Annotated in this window: 22 protein-coding genes; 20 read left to right on the top strand and 2 right to left on the bottom strand. The window is 40.2% G+C overall.

Annotated elements, in window-relative coordinates:
• Positions 1-4: 4 nt before the first annotated feature.
• The 4 genes from FRX45_RS20475 (at position 5) to FRX45_RS20460 (ending at position 4,088) form a co-directional block, all read left to right on the top strand.
• Entirely contained in the window at positions 5-433 is a 429-nt protein-coding gene (locus FRX45_RS20475) for an ester cyclase (RefSeq protein ID WP_152270348.1), read from the top strand.
• A gap of 238 nt (positions 434-671) precedes the next feature.
• Positions 672-1,862: a hypothetical protein gene (locus FRX45_RS20470; RefSeq protein ID WP_152270347.1), complete on the top strand. Its 1,191-nt coding sequence runs from the start codon at positions 672-674 to the stop codon at positions 1,860-1,862.
• Between the two features lie 655 nt (positions 1,863-2,517).
• On the top strand, positions 2,518-3,558 hold the full coding sequence (locus tag FRX45_RS20465; protein ID WP_152270346.1) for a methyltransferase: 1,041 nt from the start codon (positions 2,518-2,520) through the stop codon (positions 3,556-3,558).
• Between the two features lie 68 nt (positions 3,559-3,626).
• On the top strand, positions 3,627-4,088 hold the full coding sequence (locus FRX45_RS20460; RefSeq protein WP_152270345.1) for an SRPBCC family protein: 462 nt from the start codon (positions 3,627-3,629) through the stop codon (positions 4,086-4,088).
• 308 nt (positions 4,089-4,396) lie between these two features.
• Here the strand turns inward: FRX45_RS20460 and FRX45_RS20455 are convergent, their stop codons facing one another.
• Positions 4,397-5,377: a GlxA family transcriptional regulator gene (locus FRX45_RS20455; RefSeq protein ID WP_152270344.1), complete on the bottom strand. Its 981-nt coding sequence runs from the start codon at positions 5,375-5,377 to the stop codon at positions 4,397-4,399.
• A gap of 257 nt (positions 5,378-5,634) precedes the next feature.
• On the opposite strand from FRX45_RS20455, the gene FRX45_RS20450 reads away from it, so the two are divergent.
• From FRX45_RS20450 to FRX45_RS20410, 10 genes are all read left to right on the top strand, one after another.
• On the top strand, positions 5,635-6,081 hold the full coding sequence (locus tag FRX45_RS20450) for an SRPBCC family protein (protein WP_152270343.1): 447 nt from the start codon (positions 5,635-5,637) through the stop codon (positions 6,079-6,081).
• 22 nt (positions 6,082-6,103) lie between these two features.
• Positions 6,104-6,616 carry an SRPBCC family protein gene (locus tag FRX45_RS20445; RefSeq protein WP_152270342.1) on the top strand — a complete coding sequence of 171 codons (513 nt, stop codon included), beginning with the start codon at positions 6,104-6,106 and terminating at the stop codon, positions 6,614-6,616.
• Positions 6,617-6,631: 15 nt separating this feature from the next.
• Positions 6,632-7,378 carry an NADPH-dependent F420 reductase gene (locus tag FRX45_RS20440; RefSeq protein ID WP_152270341.1) on the top strand — a complete coding sequence of 249 codons (747 nt, stop codon included), beginning with the start codon at positions 6,632-6,634 and terminating at the stop codon, positions 7,376-7,378.
• Positions 7,379-7,575: 197 nt separating this feature from the next.
• Complete coding sequence (locus FRX45_RS20435; RefSeq protein WP_152270340.1) at positions 7,576-8,160, top strand: dihydrofolate reductase family protein; 585 nt, start codon at positions 7,576-7,578, stop codon at positions 8,158-8,160.
• Positions 8,161-8,747: 587 nt separating this feature from the next.
• On the top strand, positions 8,748-9,098 hold the full coding sequence (locus FRX45_RS20430) for a VOC family protein (protein WP_152270339.1): 351 nt from the start codon (positions 8,748-8,750) through the stop codon (positions 9,096-9,098).
• 46 nt (positions 9,099-9,144) lie between these two features.
• On the top strand, positions 9,145-9,522 hold the full coding sequence (locus FRX45_RS20425) for a TfoX/Sxy family protein (protein WP_152270338.1): 378 nt from the start codon (positions 9,145-9,147) through the stop codon (positions 9,520-9,522).
• 23 nt (positions 9,523-9,545) lie between these two features.
• The gene (locus FRX45_RS23905) at positions 9,546-9,674 is read left to right on the top strand and encodes an NmrA family NAD(P)-binding protein (protein ID WP_226805489.1); all 129 of its coding nucleotides are present in this window, start codon (positions 9,546-9,548) and stop codon (positions 9,672-9,674) included.
• Positions 9,675-9,839: 165 nt separating this feature from the next.
• Positions 9,840-10,403, top strand: coding sequence for a hypothetical protein (locus FRX45_RS20420; protein ID WP_226805488.1), 564 nt, complete (start codon positions 9,840-9,842; stop codon positions 10,401-10,403).
• Between the two features lie 363 nt (positions 10,404-10,766).
• The gene (locus FRX45_RS20415; RefSeq protein ID WP_226805487.1) at positions 10,767-11,249 is read left to right on the top strand and encodes a CPBP family intramembrane glutamic endopeptidase; all 483 of its coding nucleotides are present in this window, start codon (positions 10,767-10,769) and stop codon (positions 11,247-11,249) included.
• A 349-nt stretch (positions 11,250-11,598) separates the two neighbouring features.
• The gene (locus tag FRX45_RS20410; protein WP_152270336.1) at positions 11,599-11,976 is read left to right on the top strand and encodes a cupin domain-containing protein; all 378 of its coding nucleotides are present in this window, start codon (positions 11,599-11,601) and stop codon (positions 11,974-11,976) included.
• A 50-nt stretch (positions 11,977-12,026) separates the two neighbouring features.
• Here the strand turns inward: FRX45_RS20410 and FRX45_RS20405 are convergent, their stop codons facing one another.
• Positions 12,027-12,401, bottom strand: coding sequence for a Fur family transcriptional regulator (locus FRX45_RS20405; protein ID WP_152270335.1), 375 nt, complete (start codon positions 12,399-12,401; stop codon positions 12,027-12,029).
• Between the two features lie 71 nt (positions 12,402-12,472).
• Here FRX45_RS20405 and FRX45_RS20400 point away from each other — a divergent pair, with 71 nt between their 5' ends.
• The 6 genes from FRX45_RS20400 to ppsA all read left to right on the top strand — a co-directional run bounded on the left by FRX45_RS20400 (position 12,473) and on the right by ppsA (position 18,945).
• Entirely contained in the window at positions 12,473-13,450 is a 978-nt protein-coding gene (locus FRX45_RS20400) for an NAD(P)/FAD-dependent oxidoreductase (protein WP_152270334.1), read from the top strand.
• 483 nt (positions 13,451-13,933) lie between these two features.
• Positions 13,934-14,353, top strand: a complete 420-nt coding sequence (locus tag FRX45_RS20395) for a response regulator transcription factor (protein WP_226805486.1) — start codon at positions 13,934-13,936, stop codon at positions 14,351-14,353.
• A gap of 56 nt (positions 14,354-14,409) precedes the next feature.
• A complete protein-coding gene (locus tag FRX45_RS20390; protein WP_226805485.1) occupies positions 14,410-14,994 on the top strand; it encodes a DUF4199 domain-containing protein in 585 nt (194 codons plus the stop codon).
• Positions 14,995-15,120: 126 nt separating this feature from the next.
• Positions 15,121-15,279 (top strand): hypothetical protein, encoded by a 159-nt coding sequence (locus FRX45_RS23390; RefSeq protein WP_193311791.1) that lies wholly within the window; start codon positions 15,121-15,123, stop codon positions 15,277-15,279.
• Between the two features lie 113 nt (positions 15,280-15,392).
• Positions 15,393-15,848 (top strand): MarR family winged helix-turn-helix transcriptional regulator, encoded by a 456-nt coding sequence (locus tag FRX45_RS20385; RefSeq protein ID WP_152270332.1) that lies wholly within the window; start codon positions 15,393-15,395, stop codon positions 15,846-15,848.
• 316 nt (positions 15,849-16,164) lie between these two features.
• Positions 16,165-18,945 carry a phosphoenolpyruvate synthase gene (ppsA, locus tag FRX45_RS20375; protein WP_152270331.1) on the top strand — a complete coding sequence of 927 codons (2,781 nt, stop codon included), beginning with the start codon at positions 16,165-16,167 and terminating at the stop codon, positions 18,943-18,945.
• The last annotated feature ends 50 nt before the right edge of the window (positions 18,946-18,995 follow it).

Here is an 18,995-nt window from a genome sequence, read left to right as displayed (position 1 = left end):
AAGAATGAACGCAAACAACAAAGAAATCGCAACCAAATTCATTGAAGAAATTTGGAATCAAAATCAATTTGATAGACTTGACAATTACATCCATCCAGACTTTTGCGACCATTCGTTGCCATTAGCTTTACCGCCAAACAAAGAAGGTTTAAAACTTTGGATAATTGGGACTGGTAAATCATTTGAACACAAGACAATCGTTGAGGAAATGGTTAGCGAGGAAAATAAAATCATACTTAAAATAAAAATGCTTCTTAAGCACATTGGCAACTGGCGGGATTTAGAACCAACAGGTGCAGAGATTTTTGCGATTGGCTACAGGTATATAAAATTTGCCGATAATAAAATTATTGAACATTGGGCATTAATAGATGGCAATGCGATTGAGAACCAATTAAGAGAGGCTATCCATGGATGTAAAATTCAAGAGTGACAAGAAAGCACAGCACACAATAATGCATTGGCAAAAAACGGGGCTTGACCAGCAAACATCAGCTGCAGTTCGATATCAGCTTCGGTTTGGGGCTAGACCTCTCCGATTGATCTTTTAGTTAACTTGTAGTTCGCCTTTTGGGGTGGTTTAAGAAAACAGAATAAAATAATGTAATCTGCGTTTTAAGGGCATGCCGGCTGTTTTCAGAATAGTCGCAGCGCTAAAATCCAATATGAATATGAAGCATCATTCACTGTTTCTTTCCACCGTATCTATCATTTTTTTCGGCAGCATCCTCGTGGGATGCCGCGCCACCTTTGTTTCAGGATCTCCCGCTTCCGGGACCGGTTCCACAGCACAGAGCAGTGAGCCGGTAGTAATGGTGAGGGAGCAACCCAAAGTAGTTGTGGTAAATCAACCCGTTCGGGTGCGGGAAGCGAGACCCACAATACAACCAGTTACGCCTGCAGCTACCGCAAAACAATGGGCGCCATTGGCCATCACTGCATCTTCTGCTGATGTCGTTAAGCAGTATACAGACGGAAGAAAATATATCAAATCGAAGAATGGATATTTTTATTGGAAGGGGTACGACCACCGGTGGTATATGGAGGAAAACGACCTGAAAAAAGTGAGCTATACAGATGAGGAATACATTGACTGGACAACAAAAGGAAAAAAGCAAAGCAATTCCATTGCCGATGCTAATGGAGATAAGAACACTGCAAACCAACCCGGTAACAGCGCCTTTGGGCATAGCCGCGGCAACAGGGGTAAAGTTGAAAATCCGGAAAAAGAGAAAAATCCCAACCATGCTAACGGGCTTACCAATGCCGGCGCTAATGAGGATAAGAACACTGCAGGCCAACCAGGCAACAGTGCTTTTGGACACAACCGTGGCAACAGGGATAAAGTTGAAAAGCTGGAAAAGGAAAAAAAAGCCAACCATGCTAGCGGACTTACCAAAGAGAAAGAAGAAAAGGAACACATCGAAAAAGAGGCGAAGGATATAAAAGACCGTGAAGAAAAATTATTCAAAGAAAAAGAAGAAAAGCAGCGCATCGAAAAGGACGTGAAGGATAAAAAAGATCGTGAAGAAAAATTAGTCAGAGAGAAAGAAGAAAAGGAACGCATCGAAAAAGAGGCGAAGGATAAAAAAGACCGTGAAGAAAAATTATTCAAAGAAAAAGAAGAAAAGCAGCGCATCGAAAAGGACGTGAAGGATAAAAAAGATCGTGAAGAAAAATTAGTCAGAGGGAAAGAAGAAAAGGAACGCATCGAAAAAGAAGTGAAGGATAAAAAAGACCGTGAAGAAAAATTATTCAAAGAAAAAGTACAAAAAGAGCACATCAAAAAAGGAGTGAAGGATAAAAAAGACCAGGATAAATCCGCGGACGATCCTGTAAAAGAAAAGGCTCCAAAAGCATAATCCTGTCCTCTCGCTTTACCTGACCTGCGCTGTCATCCTGGAGTCAGCCTGTATTGAAATCCATTGAGAGCAGGAGCATGGAAGGTGTCACCCTGTCTTAAATCACCCGTCTCCAAACCTTTTTTAACCCGGCACCCCCCCTGCGCAGCGCCGACATGAGTAAACGCATCAGGGCGCCACAGCCCATGGATTCCGCTTGCTGTCTTGCCGGCGGTCTTCGCAGCCAGGCTAATGCGTACCTGTCGTGACCGGCGAAATTACAAAGCTGCTATTCATAAGGACATCGAAAGTTGCTATTAAGCGCCAGCTGCCGCCACCTGGCGCGGTGGATTCGGTAGTTTGCCATCCCAAAAAACTTTTTCAATTATACAAATAAATGAATAGGTTTGATAACCATTTCAGTCTGCACCTGTATAATACCCAATATTCATCTCATCCAATTCTATGTATGTAATTTTCGGTTCCACTTAGTAGTTGAATTGTAATATGCATCTATACTACTATGAGAGCTGTACTGCTGTAGCAAAGCCGTTTGTAAACGCCTGGAAATGTTTTTACGCGTTTATAAATGTTAAAAAATGGTTTTTATTGCATAAAGTATAACAGTAGGGGTAATTTTTGGAGGCATCACTTTTAAACTAAAAAAATAAACATAATGGAAAAGAAGAACAATCAGCCGTCTCCGGCAGGCATAATGCAAATTGGAACGGGCTTTTGGGCATCAAAAATTCTATTGTCAGCAATAAAATTTCAATTGTTTAGCAAATTAGCTGAACAAAAGAAAATGTCGGGCAAAGCCATCAAAATATTTTTAAACCTGAACTGTACAGACCGGCACCTTTACGATTTTTTAGATGTATTAACCGTATTTGGGTTTCTTGAGCGCGAAGGTCTTTTAGAAACGGCTATTTATTCCAATTCACCCGATACGGATACCTTTTTAGATAAAAATAAGCCATCTTATATTGGCGGCATTCTTGAGATGATGAATAACAGGTTATATAAGTTTTGGGGCGATCTTGAAGAAGGATTAATGACCGGTCTTCCTCAAAACGAAGCAAAAGAGGGTCAGGATTTTTTTGGTTTAATTTATCAGGACCCTAATAAATTAAAAGAGTTTATTAATGCGATGAGCGGAATACAACTGGGTAACTTTATGACTTTTGCTCAAAAATTTGACTTTTCAAAATATACGACCCTGACAGATATTGGCGGTTCAGCCGGTTTGCTGTCATTAATGGTAGCAAAGCATCAGGCTCATATGACTTGTACCACTGTTGACCTTCCACCTGTTGAACCCATTGCTTTTGAAACTATTCAAAAATTTCAATTGTCGGACCGGGTAAAAGCTCAAAGCCGGGATTTTTTTGCAGAATCTTTTCCTAAGGCTGATATTGTAACGATGGGGAATATCCTGCACGATTGGGATGAAGAAAAGAAAATAATGCTCATGAAAAAAGCATACGAAGCATTACCTGCCGGCGGCGCCTTTGTAGTCATTGAAGGAATTATAGATGACGAGAGAAAGCAAAATGCATTTGGTATGATGATGAGTTTGAATATGCTTATTGAAACTGGAACTGGTTTCGATTATACATTTGCTGATTTCAACAAGTGGGCAAACATTGTAGGATTTAAATCAACTGCATTACTCCCTTTGGCCGGACCTTCAAGTGCGGCAATAGCGTATAAATAAAACTTCCGCTTTTTTCAACTATTTGATTTTTTTGAAAAACTTGCGAAACCAAAAAGTTGCATATATATATGCAACTGATTGTAACACGTGAATTTGACGCAAACTCAGACCTGGTTTGGAAAGCCTGGACCACAGCCGAACTGCTTGACCAGTGGTGGGCGCCAAAACCATACCGGGCCGAGACCAAATCTTTGGATTTCAGGGAAGGCGGAGTGTGGTTATACGCAATGGTTAGTCCGGAAAATGAAAAGCTTTGGTGCAGGGCCGACTATAAGAACATTGAACCCGAAAAACAAATGTCATGGCTGGATGCATTTTGCGATGAAAACGGAAAGGAAAATTCGGAAAAACCACGCTCGTTCCGGACAAATGTATTCACCGAAAACAACGGTATTACAACTGTAAGTATCACTTTACAACACGATAGTCTTGCCGATATAGAAACGATGATTGAAATGGGCTTTAAAGAAGGGTTCGCTATGGGCATGCAAAACTTAGACGAATTATTGGTAACCTTAAAAAATAAGTAAATAGAAGGAAGTTAAAATTGAAAATGCAACAAACCAGGGACTAATAATTAAAAAAGAAAAGATGAAAAAGGCAACCATGCTTTACTGGATTTTTACAGGGCTCTTTTCCTTTGATACTTGGCTCTGCTATACCAGACATGGTGAGCGCTGATATTGCAGTAATATTGGGTACGTTCTCTTATATATTATCACAAAAAATTGAACCTGATTGCTGCATAAATTAAAATATGTATACATGGCAAAGTTTCAAACAACCATCCTCACGGGAGCATTAGTTTTCTATCGCTGAAGTCACAGCAGGAGCATGTTTACACCACCGCCTCCTTATTGTATTTGCCCCTGTATTCCAATGGCGGCATGCCTGTAATTTTTCTGAATACTTCCCGAAACGCTTTCACATCCGAATAACCTACTTCATACATTACTTCATTAATTGTTTTCCGGGTGCTTTCAAAAGCCTTTTTTGCAGATTCAATTTTTACTCTTTGCGTATATTCAACAGGCGTATTTCCGGTTGCCTTTATAAATCTTCTGTCAAAAGTTCGCCTGCCAACAGCGAACCTCGAAGACAGGTCTTCAACAGATATTTTTTCATCCACTTTGCTTTCAATATAGGCCTGTGCTTTTTTCACCATTTCGTCACCGTGCAGTTTCTGTCCTTTAAATATGATGAATGCCGACTGACTTTGCCTGTCCATTTCAATCTGGAATACCTTGGAACAGAAAATAGCGGTTTGTCTGTCGTAGTATTTTTCTACCAGGTAAATCATCAGGTTCAGGAAAGAATAGGCGCCGCCATTCGTGTAAATCCCGTTTTCATCCGTAATCAGTTTATCTGTTTGTAAATGCACTTTTGGAAACATCGTTCTAAAAACATCCGCAGCCGCCCAGTGTGTAGAGCAGGTTTTTCCATCTAATAAGCCTGATGAAGCAAGCATGAATGCGCCGGTGCATATGCTCGCTATTTCCGCACCGTTTTTATATTGTTTCTCCACCCAGTCAATCAGCAATTGATTCGCCTTCACCGCTTTTTGATAATTATGATTCAATGAAGGAATAATGATGAGATTGGTTTTGGCTATAGCTGAAATGTGGGTGTGCGGATGCACGGTAAACAGGCCCTCATAAAATTCAACTTCTTTCGAAAGTCCTGCCAACTGGATTTTGAACAATTCTTTTTTGCCCGCTTCCTTCCAGCAGGCATTGGCTCTTGTAAATATTTTGTAAGCGCCTACTATGCTGCTCAGGTTGTTCTGTCCGTCGGGAACGATTATAGTAAGATGTTGCATAACGCTTTCATGTGTATTTACTATTTTTTAATACCGGCTGCAACGCTTTGTAGCATCATCGTTGCGTCGCAATCCTTTCATCGGTATAGCAACAATGGAACTTTTGCGGTACAAAAATTGTAAACCCGTTTTTTGCAAAGATAAAGTATTGTATTGTCCAAATCAACCCGTTAAAAAGTCCATTTTGCACCCTGGGCTGATGATATTCAGACAATAACTTTGTCTCATGAAATTTACAATAATTAAAAAATAAAACGATGCAAAATCAAAATTTCACCACTGTGCTGCTGGTTGACCAAACGCCGGAAGAAGTATTCAATGCCATCAACGATGTTAGTGGCTGGTGGTCGGGCGAAGTTAAAGGGGGTACAAACAAACTCAACGATGAATTTACTTATCGTTCCGGAACCATTCATTTTTCGAAGCAAAGAATTGTTGAAATGATTCCTGGTCAAAAAATAGTATGGCTTGTTACTGACAGTAAAATTAGTTTTGTTGAGAATAAAAGCGAATGGACAGACACAAAAATTAGTTTTGAAATTTCGAAGCAGGGTAACAAAACTCAAGTCCGGTTTACTCACCTGGGTTTGGCTCCCGGAATTGAGTGTTTTGATAGCTGTTCAAATGCATGGACCCAACTCATTCAGCAAAGTTTATTTAGCCTGATAACTACAGGCAAGGGCAAAAAGATATTTGACAATTAAATCTAAAGCAGTAAAAAAAAAAATGAAAAATTCAGACTTTACAACAACCATTTTGGTTGACCAAACGCCGGAAGAGGTATTCAACGCCATCAATAATGTTCGTGGATGGTGGAGTGAAGAAATTGAAGGGAGTACGGACAAACACAATGATGAGTTTATACTTCAATACGAAGACATACACCGTTGCAAAATCAAAATAACAGAGATGATTCCAGGCAAAAAAGTTGTTTGGCTGGTTATGGAAAATTATTTCAAATTTACAAAGGACAGCAGTGAATGGACAGGCAATGAAATGATTTTTGAGGTAACTGAAAAAGGCAACAAGGCAGAGCTTCAATTTACACAGGAAGGTTTGGTTCCTGAATATGAGTGTTACGATATCTGTTCTAATGCATGGATGAACTATATAAATAATAGCTTACGCAACTTAATTGCTACAGGTAAAGGACAGCCGAATGCTAAAGGAAAACCGCAAACAGAAGACGAAAGGCGTCTTAGTACAAACAATAAATGGCAACAGCATTCAACATCGTAATCAAAATGTTTAGCTATGAATATAGGAATTATCGGTTCAGGCGAAATGGGGAGCGCACTGGCATCAAAATGTATAAAACTGGGTCATACTGTTTCAATAGCCAATTCAAGGGGGCCGGCTTCTTTAAAACAACTTGCCGGAGAAATTGGAGCTGAGGCGGTCTCTGTTGAAGAAGTGATAAAAAATAAAGAAGTGATCATTGTCTCAATTCCTCAAAAAAATGTACTGTATCTTCCAAAAAAACTGTTTCAACAACTGCCAGGGGATGTAGTTGTAATTGAAACCGGCAATTATTACCCAACACTCCGTGATGGAGACATACCGGCACTTGTTAAAAGTGGTATAGACAGTTTATGGGTTCAGGAGCAATTAGGCGTTCCTGTTGTTAAGGTATTTAATTCCATTCTTGCAACTAGCCTGAAGGATATGGGCAGGCCCAAAGCTGAGAAAAATCGTATTGCTTTAGCTGTTTCAGGAAATAATACAAAAGCGAAAGAAGTTGTTTTTAAGCTGGTAGATGAATTGGGGTTCGACGCTTTTGATATTGGCACGATTGCTCAATCGTGGAAGCAGCAGCCGGGCACTTCTATTTATTGCAGAGATATAAATCTTGATGAACTCAAAAAAAGAGCTGATGCAATGGGAACAGCGTGGTCTGATATGCGTGAGGTGATCATGGCAAAACGCAAAGCCGATGAAGCGTTAATGAAGGTGGACTACCCGGCCTATCTGAGGAGCCTGCACAACTACATATTATCTTAAATACAAATTACTCAACTCCGGCTCAATTTGATAGAGCAGCGTTACGATTTTTTAGAAAAAGAAGAGTGCTATCCGAACCAACCTTATGTTATTTGTTTTTTAGTTGGTAACTTTATCATCCCGCGGCATAACACAACGGGCAGGCGTTTTCATATGGCTTCAGTTGGGGACAAACCATATTATTGAGGATATATAAAATGAGAAAATTAATTTTAGTTGTACATATATCCCTTGATGGTTTCGTAGCCGGGCAGGACGGGGAGTTAGACGGTTTTGATGCCGGTGAGGAAAACCTGGAATTTGTATGCCGGCTCACCGATGAAGCCGATGCAGCCTTATTCGGACGAACATCTTACCAAATGCTGGAAACCTACTGGCCAACTGCAAAAGACCGTGCCAATGCTACAAAAAGCGAGATCGCCTATTCAAACTGGTACAACAAAGCCCAAAAGATCGTCATTTCTAAAACGATGCAGGGACAGCATTTACGTAATACCACTGTAATTGGAGGGAACAGTTTAAATGAAATCGGAAAGATCAAGGAGGAACCTGGTAAGAACATATTGATCTTCGGTAGCCCCGCTGCTTCCCAAAGCCTGATGCGGCTTGACCTGATAGACGGTTTCTGGATATTTGTTAATCCTGTTATTTTTGGAAGTGGTATTCCCTTATTTGCGGGTGGTGAAAATCAGCAAAAACTCAGGCTTGTAACTACAAAATCCTTTTCTAACGGTGAAACAGCGCTTCATTATATAGTGAACAGGGAAGAATTACCAACCTGAAGTATATATTTCAATATCCGGATCATTTTTCAGGTATCCATTTTTATCAAAATGAAACCGCTTATAATCTGCCTGGCAATATTTGCATGCGTTGTTGGCATAATTTCATGCGGTAATGTATCCATCTGTGATACAGTATTTGATCCGTACAGGAATAGTAAAGAACCAATGCCCTTCGCCCCCGGATTAACCATAAAAGGTAATACCTGCAATGAATGCTTTTCAGATGATTATTCAATCTTTTATTTTTTCCGGCATCATGTTCCAAACCGCGAAGATTACCGGATCTGCCAGTCTGCGTTTGTGTCCCGCAAAACACAACAGGTATGGACAGCGCCTCATATACATTGGGGATATCGTTAAAAGTGATATGGCGGGAAACTTTCCGTATATCACGACCGATGGTGAATTTTAATTTTTACCAGGCATTTTTGATGGTTTTTTTATTTTTCCGGCAAAAGCATTTTTAGATAAAAGAAATTAACTTCAACTTTACCAATTCTATTGAATTTCTCTTCCGGACGCTATAATTTCTGTTTTCCTTAGTTCTGTAAACTTTAATACTAACGGCAGCCAAAAACAAAACAATGGAACATAAAGCTGTATCCATCCGCCCATTCATCGGGTCTAAAAACTTTGAAATTTCACGGAGTTTTTACCGCGATCTGGGCTTTCAGGAAACGATCCTGTTTCACAATATGTCTCTTTTTAAAACAGAGGGGCTGGGATTTTATTTACAGGATGCTTACGTGAGGGACTGGATAGATAATTCAATGGTTTTTTTAGAAGTAAAAGATATAGATCGTTTCTGGAACGAACTCGTGGCTTTAAACCTGGCAACCAAATATGAAGCTGTAAAGCTAACCCCAGTACGGCAATACGACTGGGGCAGGGAATGTTTTTTGCACGACCCCTCGGGAATCCTCTGGCATTTTTGAGAATTTGTCCCCACAACTTCCTTAACTGAAATAAAGAGCGCTGAAAATGAATTACGACATAAAGCTTGCTGACAGGGTCAGGCAATATCTCATTACAATACCTGATATTGACATTGAAGAGAAAAAAATGTTTCGGGGGCTGACATTTATGGTGAACAACAAAATGTGTGTATCTGTAAGTGGCAAAAACCTGATGTGTCGTTTTGATCCTGAATTGCAGGACAAAGTAGCCGGAAGAAAAGGTTTTCAAACAATGATAATGAAAGGCAGCGTATACAAAGGGTATTGTTATGTAAGCCCCGAAGGAATACAAACAATAAAAGATTTTGAATTTTGGGTAAACCTGTGCTTAGACTTCAACGGAAAAGCAAAGTCCTCAAAACATAGACAGGCGGTTAAAAAAAACACAAAGACAAAGAACTAACATGAATTTTTGCAGTATTAAATATGCAACAGAATAGAATATTAATAGCAGGCGCAACAGGCTATGTTGGTGGTCATATCTTAAATGAATTGAAGCGCCGGCATTACTTCGTGCGGGCGATTGTTAGAAATCCCGGAAAGCTAAAAAAATAAACGTTCATGCTGATGAGGTATTTGAGGCGGAAATCACCAGGGCCCAAACACTTGTGAATTGTTGTGATACCATAGACACTGTCATTACTTCGGTTGGGATAACACGTCAAAAAGATGGACTTACTTATATGGATGTGGATTACCAGGCAAACTTGAATTTATTGAATGAAGCTAAAAAGAGTGGAGTTAAGCGGTTTATTTTATATTTTTATTTTTAATGCTGAAAAAATGCAGCATTTAAAAATCATTCGGGCAAAACAAAAATTTGCGGATGAATTAAAGCGTTCCGCATTGAATTACTGTCTCGTCAATCCAACCGCTTTCTTTTCAGATATGAGTGCATTTCTGCAGATGGCGCAAAAAGGGAAAGTCTGTCTTTTTGGAAATGGCAATTGTAAAATGAGCCCTGTTGATGGAACGGATCTGGCGGATATTTGTGTAAACGCGGTGGCGGGTATGGAAAGAGAAATAAATGCAGGAGGCCCGGAAGTGCTTACGCACAAACAGATTGCGGAAACCGCATTTAAAGTTTTAAACAGGCCCGTCAAAATCAGGTATATACCCATTTGGGCGAAAAATCCAATCCTGTTTTTGCTTCGAACATTTACAAGTGTCCGGATGTATGGACCAATTGAATTTTTGATGACTGTTTTAACTATGGATATGGTTGTCCTCCAATCGGGAAGCCGCAAACTTGAAAAGTATTTTACCGAATTATATTGGCAATAAAAAATAACCAAAAAAACCAGTAGTTGTGATAAAACAAGCTGGAGGATATTTTCTTATGAATATTGTACCGGGCGCATCAATACCTTTGTATTTAACTGTATTTACAGCACACTGCAGCGTTAAAAAGCAATAGTAAATAAAATGTTAGGACTACTAATTGAACTTGTCATTAACTGGATGCTGCTTTGGGTTGTTTGCAAAAAGAATCTTGCTGTTTTAGGTATAATGCCTTCAATGAAAAGATTCACTAATCTTTTCATTGGTTTTTTAATAGCTGCTGTTTGTTGCACAATCTATTACCTGTCGTTTACTGTTTTTGCTGGAAATAGCTGGGTTTTCAATAAGGGTTTTTCTATACACTCCATGGCTGGAAGTGCATGGTGGACACTAAGATCGGTTTTGTTTGAAGAATTAATTTTCAGAGCTGCGTTACTTTATATTGCCATTCAAAAACTTGGCACTAAAACCGCTTGCATCATATCTGCTGTTGCCTTTGGAGTATATCATTGGTTTTCGCAGGGTGCTTTTGGAAATCCTGTGCAGATGATTTTTCTTTTCGGTATGACCGCCATTTGGGGATTTATGTTTGCCATAGCATTTTCAACAACAAAATCGCTGTACTTACCTATCGGACTTCATTTTGGATGGAACTTAATCAGTACAGTTGTTTTTTCACAGGGTCCCCTGGGAAATCAACTTTTAATAAGTAGTGGAGGACAAAAGTTAGGAGAGGCATTATCCGTAGTATTTTTTCTTTTCCAGGTTTTTTCAGTGCCGCTTATTATATATTGGTATTTAAATCGGTTCTCAATAAAAAAGGAGCGTTATGCTGGCAAAATATTTTGATGGTATGCTCCAACCCCGGTATATCAGCGTTTGCGATGGGCGCTTTGAGGTGTTGCTATATTGTGTATATGATATTTGCTTAAAAAACGCATAAACATTTCACTTTTAAACAAAGAAAGAATAGATTTGGGTATCAATCCCCGTCTGATTCGCCCCTGTATATAACTTCTCCTGTGTTTTTATTTTACCTCTTTTTTATTATCCGGTATCCGGCGCATCAATTCATTTGACAGGCATTGATATTTTATCATTTTACGGGGTTCCTCAGAAAAGTGAAAAAGCGTACTCACTGGCTTTGCATATTGTTTTAATCATACTGTTGTTTTTAATAACCATTAAATAAAAGTATATGAAGATCAGCAAAGAAGCGATACCGGTAAGGATGGAATCTCCCGGTACTGTCATGAGATCACTTCCCGGTTATGGGGGAATGACCGTTGCTTTTAATGAAATGCCGGCCGGTACCGACATTGGTCCATTGTTGGAGGGATTAGAACACAACAGTTGCCAGTGCCCGCATTGGGGATATGTAGTTGAAGGCGCGGTACTGATAAAATACGATGACGGAACAGAAGAAAAGTTAAATGCCGGCGACGTTTTCTATTTACCTCCAGGACATACCGCCATTGTGGAAAAAGATCTGAAAATGATTGATTTCAGTCCCGAAGACGAACTTAAGAAAGTAATGGAACATATTGAAAAAAAGCTGGCCGAATTCAGTAAGTAGATTTTTTGGTGGCAAGCCCGCGTGCAGCACAGTTGAGGTTATAACCAGCGTCATGAACACAAAGCGCAATAACCTGAAATGAATCCGTTAAAATTTTCAGAACGGTAACCTTTAGGTAATTTGAAGCCAACCTCACCAGCCAGGCATTCCACTTTTCCGCAACCCAAACAACGGAAATGAAAATGATTGTGGTTGTGCTTTTTGCCCTGGCAATTAACGCAAACGGCAAAATATTGCTTTCCGTCATCACCTACAATTTTATGAACTATTCCATCATCGCAAAAACGGTTTAATACCCTGTAAATGGTTGCTCTGTCTGCCTTTCCTTTTAATGCTTTCTGTAATGTTTCGTGGCTTGTTACCGCCTTCGATCTTTTGAGCGATTCAAGGATCATCGCTTTTGCTTTAGTATTACGGGCTGTCATTTTATTTACTTTAATGCGACTTAGTCGCAATAATACAAAAAATATTTATCTTCATACATAAATTGAATACCATGACAGATAGTAAAGACTTTGAAGTAATTATTATCGGGGGAAGTTATTCGGGGCTTTCCGCCGCAATGAGTTTAGGCCGTGCATTAAGACGGGTTTTGATTATTGACAGTGGTAAACCCTGTAACAGGCAAACGCCTCATTCGCATAATTTTATTACACAAGACGGTGAAATGCCGGCTGCAATAGCCGGTAAAGCAAGGGAACAGGTGCTGCAATACGATACGGTGAAATTTTATGAAGGACTGGCGGTGAGCGGAAGGAAAACAAAAAGCGGTTTTGAAGTAGAAACACAGCGGGGCGATATTTTTACAGCAAAGAAATTGATATTTGCCACAGGATTGAGCGATATTATGCCGGACATTAAAGGCTTTGCAGCTTGTTGGGGCATATCCATTTTACACTGCCCGTATTGTCATGGCTATGAAGTAAGAAACCAAAGAACAGGAATTATAGCCAATGGTGATGCAGCCTTTCATTATGCACAACTGATATCAAACTGGACGAAAGAACTTTTACTCTTTACCAACGGAAAATCAACCTTAACTGCGGAACAAACAGGCAGGATCAGGAAGAACAATATTCAGATCATTGAACAGGAAATTGATTTCATTGAACACGATGACGGGAAGGTTCAGCAAATAAAATGTAAAGACTACCCGGCAATTCCTCTGAACGCCATTTATTCGGGACCTGCGTTTAACCAGCATTGTAAGATCCCCGAAATTTTAGGTTGTGAATTAACGGAGCGGGGCCTGATAAAAGTGGATGTCTTTCAGAAAACAACCATTGAAGGTGTGTATGCCTGTGGCGATAGTTGCAGTTGGCGGGCTGTTTCAGTTGCCGTATCAACTGGTACCATGGCTGGCACTGCTTTAAATAATGAACTAACGGAAAAAGCATTTAATGAGCCTGAGTATAAGGCCGATGATAACCATAACATGACTGTGCCGGAACCGGGGGAAGCCGGTATGGTGTAGCCGCCGTGGCTGACCCAGCCCCGAAGTGCTGCGGGCAAACTATGACAAGCAGTGGTGCTTGCTTCAGCTTCACTGCCACAGCTCAACCACGTTGCTACAGCCTGTCATTCCGATGCAGCCTAAAGGGCAGGCAGGGAGGAATCCATCTTAGCTCTAATCATTCACTACGACTATCATTCACAATTCAAATGTTTCCGAGCTGCCAATAACACAGCATGTCATTAATAAAATGCTCTGGTGTAAGCTTATTGTCTCTTTTGAAGAAGCCCCAACGCAAAAATTAATAGAACCTTACTCGGAAAATTTGTTTTTTTATATTTTCACACTGGCAACTTAATATTCACAATCAAAGAACGAAAAATTAACCGGCGGCGCCGGCAATCGTAAACGGCAGGCATAGAGAACAAAACCAACAGCATAACAATGATCAATTTTAAAAATATTTTTCTTGGAAGCAAGCACATAATCCTCTATGGGCTACTTATGGCAATCCTGGTATTTGCTTTAAAATGGCTGCAATGGAAATTTTTAATTGTTGACAACGCTTTGGAAATTTATGTTGGTCTTATCGCTGTTTTTTTTACCATCCTGGGTGTATGGGTGGCAACGCAGCTTGTTAAGCCCAAAATTCAGACCCTTATTGTTGAAAAGGAAGTGTATATAACCCAGTCCGGCGAATTTACAATCGATGAAACCGAATTAAAAAAGCTGAGCCTGAGCAGTCGCGAATATGAAATGTTACAACTGCTCGCGAAGGGTTACAGCAATTCGGACATAGGAGAAAACTTGTTTCTTTCACTGAGCACGGTAAAAACGCATATTTCCAACCTTTTTACAAAAATGGAAGTAAAAAGCAGGACTCAGGCAATAGCAAAAGCTAAAAGACTGAAAATCATCCGTTAGCCAAACCGGTACTTTAGTATGAAAGGTTTTGAAAAATGAAACTTAGGTACTAAAGTATGAAAGCGAATTTAATTGCCGGGCTTACTTTTACTATGCATTTAAACAACAAAAAAATGAAACGAAACATATTGATCTTTGGATTGGTTCTTGGGGCCATTTTATGTGTAAATATGGTTTACATGGTGAACCTGTGTTATAATAATCCCGATTTTAAGCCTTATGACATTTTAGGGTATGCTGCTATGGTCGTAATTTTTTCACTGATCTTTTTTGGGATCAGGAACTACCGGAATAAGCAAAATGGCGGGGTGATTTCCTTTGGAAAGGCGTTTAAAACAGGCTTTTTGATTGCTTTGGTCGGGTCTACCATGTATGTAGTGGTTTGGATATTTTACTACTATTTGTTTGTTCCCGATTTTTTGGATAAATACATCCCGCATGTATTAAAAGAAGCTGCCAATAAGGGTGATGCTGCTTTGGCTGCCAAAACCTCAGAAATGGCAAATTTTAAGGAAATGTACAAAAATCCGCTCTTTGTAATTCTCATTACCTATTCGGAAGTGTTGCCGGTTGGTTTGATCGTTGCATTGGTGAGCTCACTCATTTTAAAAAAGAAGAGCAAGGTTGTATCCAGTACATAAAAATCAAAGAAAGGCATAATCATTCAGTTCAGAGAAGTATTAAATGCCTGAAGAAATAAAAAACCTTCTGAACAATAAGATGCAGGGCCCGGAAAAAAAATTCACGTTGTAAGTTAAATATAGTTTGTGACCAGACAGTTATTTAGCATTTCATCACTTACCATATTGATAGCCTTATGCATGTTCCTTCCGCATATGCCGGGTGACTACGATATTTTAGCGCCAACATTATCTTTTATCGCTCCGCAACCTGCTACAACCTCACTGGAAGCAGTTCTTGTTTGATTAAAACCAAATGAACAGGCTTGATAAACATGTCAATCCGACAAAATTATTTGTACATCTTACAAAATTAATATTATCTTTGCAACTAAGATAATTACTTAATAAGATATAAAATGAATAATAATGTAATTACACAAATTAGAAAACTGAGCCAGCAATATGCATACACTTCTATTCAGATGCACGAAGCCATCGCCAGGAAAGCAGGGCTTTCGGGTACTGACCACAAATATTTGGGATTTTTTATTGAAAGAGGACAAATGACAGCAGGCGAGCTTTCGAATTTAACAGGACTGACAACAGGTGCAGTTACGGGTTTAATAGATCGGTTTGAAAAGAAAAAATTGGTAAAAAGACAATTTGCGAAAGACGACAGGCGGAAGGTGATGATCGTGCCCGACACCGAAAAAATAATGGCAATTTTTGCGCCACTTTATAAAGATTTTCGAAGCAGGTCAGAAAAGCTTACTGCTTCATTTTCGAACAGGGAAACGAGGATCATTGAAACCTACTTTTTAAAAGCCATTGAGATAATGAATGAAACGATACATAAACTTAGCAACAAATAATCGTAAAAATTAAAAAAGAGTTACTTCAAATTAAAAAACAGGACAGAAGGAGCATTTGGCTTTACGGTGGAGCAAGCCTCTTGATACTTACAGAATATCGCTGCACCCCATAGCATTGGGAAGCGGGAAACCGTTATTTGAAAACTTAAAAGAACGCATAGGATTAAAATTAATCAAAGCCAATATTTTCGGATCGGGAGTGGTGCAACTTATTTACGAACCTGGAACAACAACGAATCGCTGACAAAGGTTTGCAGGCGCAAGAACTTTTACTGTTACAACCAATCTAAAGGCAATCGAAAATCAAATAAAAAATATGGCGGATAGTATCACAAAGCATTCATTTGTTTTCGGTTTTCAGGATATCAATAAAACAAAACTTAAAGTTGTTGGCGGTAAAGGCGCCAGCCTGGGGGAGCTTACCGGGATTGAAGGGATCCACGTACCGGATGGCTTTTGTATTTCTACAGAAGCATTTAAAAGGATTATTGAGGAAACGCCTTCGGTTAACGCATTACTGGATCAGTTATCGCTGCTGAAGGTGGAAGACCGGAATAAAATAAGTGGATTGAGTGGTGAGATTCGAAGGATCATCGAAGGAATAGCTATTCCAAAAGACATTAATGATGAGATTACCCGCCATCTTCAACAACTGGATGAACCTGCATGCAGGCAGGGCTGGAAAAAGGCTTATGCCGTACGATCCAGCGCAACGGCGGAGGATTTGCCAACGGCCTCCTTTGCAGGTCAGCAGGATACCTATCTGAACATCATCGGAAAAGAGGAAATTTTAAAATATATCAGCAAGTGCTGGGCATCGTTGTTTACAAACAGAGCTGTAATCTACCGTTTACAAAATCATATTGACCATAGAAAAGTCTATTTGTCTGTAGTTGTTCAGAAAATGATTTTTTCCGATGTAGCAGGGGTTATGTTTACTGCAGATCCGGTTACTTCGAACAGGAAGGTGCTGTCCATTGATGCCAGCTTTGGGCTTGGTGAGGCATTGGTTTCCGGTCTTGTAAATGCTGATCATTATAAAGTTCGAGAGGGCAGGATCAGCGATAAGAAGATAGCCACCAAGAAACTGGCGATCCATGCATCAAAAGAAGTCGGCACAAAAGAACAGGAGATTGAGCCTGAACTGCAGAACAGGCAGGCATTGACGGATGAGCAGATCTTAGAGCTTGTTCGCATAGGCAGAAAGATTGAAAAACATTTCGGCAGCCCGCAGGACATCGAATGGTGTTTGGCTGATGACAGCTTTTATATTGTGCAAAGCCGGCCCATCACTACTTTATATCCGATCCCCGTCCAACCGGGTCATACTGGCGGGACTGAGGGAAACGATTCGGAAAATCATGTTTACGTTTCTGTCGGTCATCAGCAAATGATGACCGATGCCATGAAACCATTGGGATTATCCTTTTTCCTGTTAACGACCCGCGCACTCATGCGTACTGCCGGTGGAAGATTATTTGTTGATGTTGCACCTATGCTGGCTTCACCCGCCGGCAGAGACACGCTGATAAATGTCCTGGGAAAATCTGATCCGATCATAAAAGACGCACTTACAACCATATTAGAGCGTCCACCTGCCGACAAGAATGGGGGAGATTTTATAAAATCGTTACCATCGGCATCCCCCCGGGGCAGGTTGCCGGCGGCACCGCCGGATGATAAAAAAGAATCAGCTCCCGGTAAATGCGATAAAGCTGCATCGCCTCCGAACTATCAGGCACTGAATAATTACGATCCAGCAATCGTTTCTGATTTGATTAGGGCCAATCAAACATCTATAGAAGCGTTAAAACAGAACATCCAAACGAAATCAGGATCGGATCTGTTTGATTTTATCCTGGAAGATATTCAGCAATTAAAGAAAATAAATGCTGATCCACAGAGTTTTGGTGTGATCATGACCGGTATGAATGCTGCATCATGGATCAATGAAAAAATGAACGAATGGTTAGGTGAGAAAAATGCAGCAGACATACTTTCTCAATCTGTGCCAAACAATATTACTTCGGAAATGGGCCTCGGGTTATTAGATGTTGCAGATGTGATTCGCCCCTACCCGGAAGTCATTGAGTATTTAAAACATGTAAAAGAGGATACCTTTTTGGAGAAGCTGGTTAAGCTTGATGGTGGACAAGAAGCACGGAACGCTATTAGCGCTTTTCTTAGCAAATATGGAATGCGTTGTGCCGGGGAAATAGATATTACAAGAACCCGTTGGAGTGAAAAACCCGGTACGCTTGTTCCCGTTATTCTTAATAACATTAAAAATGTTGAGCCTGGTGAAAGCAAGCGGAAATTTCAGCAGGGATTGCAGGAGGCTTTGAAAAAAGAACAGGAGTTATTGCGACGATTGAAAGACTTACCGTCTACGCCATCGGCAACCCGCCCCGGGCGGAGGCCGAAGGATGGTGAACAAAAAGCGGAAGAAACAAAACGAATGATCGGACTGGTACGGAATTTCAGTGGTTATCGTGAATATCCGAAATACGGTATCGTTAGTCGCTACTTTGTTTATAAGCAGGCCTTGTTGAAAGAAGCAGAACGACTCGTGAAAGCCAACGTGATTCATGAAAAAGAAGATATCTACTATCTCAGTTTTGAAGAATTACGCGAAGTTGTAATCATAAATAAGCTGGATTACCAGATCATCGGCAAACGAAAAGACGAGTATAAGTTATATGAAAAACTAAGTCCCCCGCGTGTTATCACGTCTGATGGTGAAATCATAACGGGCAGGTACAGGCGCGAAGATCTTCCGGCCGGATCTATTGCAGGCCTGGCTGTTTCTTCCGGAGTTACAGAGGGGCGGGCACGCATTATCTTAAACATTGAAGATGCTGATATGGAAGATGGGGATATATTAGTAACCCCTTTTACTGACCCTGGATGGACAGCATTGTTTGTATCCATAAAAGGTTTGGTTACCGAAGTGGGGGGACTGATGACCCATGGAGCAGTTATTGCACGTGAATATGGCTTACCGGCAGTTGTAGGAGTGGAGAATGCCACCAAACTGATAAAAGACGGGCAACGGATTCGCGTGAATGGAACAGAAGGGTATATAGAGATCTTGTAAACAGGTAACAGGAAAGCGTACCAATTGTATCAATATGGTAGAAGTATTTG

It is taken from the genome of Agriterribacter humi, from assembly GCF_009192765.1.
Taxonomy (GTDB): Bacteria; Bacteroidota; Bacteroidia; order Chitinophagales; family Chitinophagaceae; genus Agriterribacter; species Agriterribacter humi.
This window is presented reverse-complemented; position numbering and strand designations above follow the sequence as displayed.

Bases quoted from the DNA above. Each gene is read 5' to 3' on its own strand.
- FRX45_RS20460 (WP_152270345.1), top strand. From the start codon at position 3,627: ATGCAACTGATTGTAACACGTGAATTTGACGCAAACTCAGACCTGGTT.
- ppsA (WP_152270331.1), top strand. From the start codon at position 16,165: ATGGCGGATAGTATCACAAAGCATTCATTTGTTTTCGGTTTTCAGGAT.
- FRX45_RS20450 (WP_152270343.1), top strand. From the start codon at position 5,635: ATGCAAAATCAAAATTTCACCACTGTGCTGCTGGTTGACCAAACGCCG.
- FRX45_RS20385 (WP_152270332.1), top strand. From the start codon at position 15,393: ATGAATAATAATGTAATTACACAAATTAGAAAACTGAGCCAGCAATAT.
- FRX45_RS23905 (WP_226805489.1), top strand. From the start codon at position 9,546: ATGCAACAGAATAGAATATTAATAGCAGGCGCAACAGGCTATGTTGGT.
- FRX45_RS20415 (WP_226805487.1), top strand. From the start codon at position 10,767: ATGGCTGGAAGTGCATGGTGGACACTAAGATCGGTTTTGTTTGAAGAA.
- FRX45_RS20430 (WP_152270339.1), top strand. From the start codon at position 8,748: ATGGAACATAAAGCTGTATCCATCCGCCCATTCATCGGGTCTAAAAAC.
- FRX45_RS20455 (WP_152270344.1), bottom strand. From the start codon at position 5,377: ATGCAACATCTTACTATAATCGTTCCCGACGGACAGAACAACCTGAGC.
- FRX45_RS20475 (WP_152270348.1), top strand. From the start codon at position 5: ATGAACGCAAACAACAAAGAAATCGCAACCAAATTCATTGAAGAAATT.
- FRX45_RS20390 (WP_226805485.1), top strand. From the start codon at position 14,410: ATGAAAGCGAATTTAATTGCCGGGCTTACTTTTACTATGCATTTAAAC.
- FRX45_RS20405 (WP_152270335.1), bottom strand. From the start codon at position 12,401: ATGACAGCCCGTAATACTAAAGCAAAAGCGATGATCCTTGAATCGCTC.
- FRX45_RS20425 (WP_152270338.1), top strand. From the start codon at position 9,145: ATGAATTACGACATAAAGCTTGCTGACAGGGTCAGGCAATATCTCATT.
- FRX45_RS20470 (WP_152270347.1), top strand. From the start codon at position 672: ATGAAGCATCATTCACTGTTTCTTTCCACCGTATCTATCATTTTTTTC.
- FRX45_RS20440 (WP_152270341.1), top strand. From the start codon at position 6,632: ATGAATATAGGAATTATCGGTTCAGGCGAAATGGGGAGCGCACTGGCA.
- FRX45_RS20395 (WP_226805486.1), top strand. From the start codon at position 13,934: ATGGCAATCCTGGTATTTGCTTTAAAATGGCTGCAATGGAAATTTTTA.
- FRX45_RS20420 (WP_226805488.1), top strand. From the start codon at position 9,840: ATGAAGCTAAAAAGAGTGGAGTTAAGCGGTTTATTTTATATTTTTATT.
- FRX45_RS20465 (WP_152270346.1), top strand. From the start codon at position 2,518: ATGGAAAAGAAGAACAATCAGCCGTCTCCGGCAGGCATAATGCAAATT.
- FRX45_RS20435 (WP_152270340.1), top strand. From the start codon at position 7,576: ATGAGAAAATTAATTTTAGTTGTACATATATCCCTTGATGGTTTCGTA.
- FRX45_RS20410 (WP_152270336.1), top strand. From the start codon at position 11,599: ATGAAGATCAGCAAAGAAGCGATACCGGTAAGGATGGAATCTCCCGGT.
- FRX45_RS20400 (WP_152270334.1), top strand. From the start codon at position 12,473: ATGACAGATAGTAAAGACTTTGAAGTAATTATTATCGGGGGAAGTTAT.
- FRX45_RS20445 (WP_152270342.1), top strand. From the start codon at position 6,104: ATGAAAAATTCAGACTTTACAACAACCATTTTGGTTGACCAAACGCCG.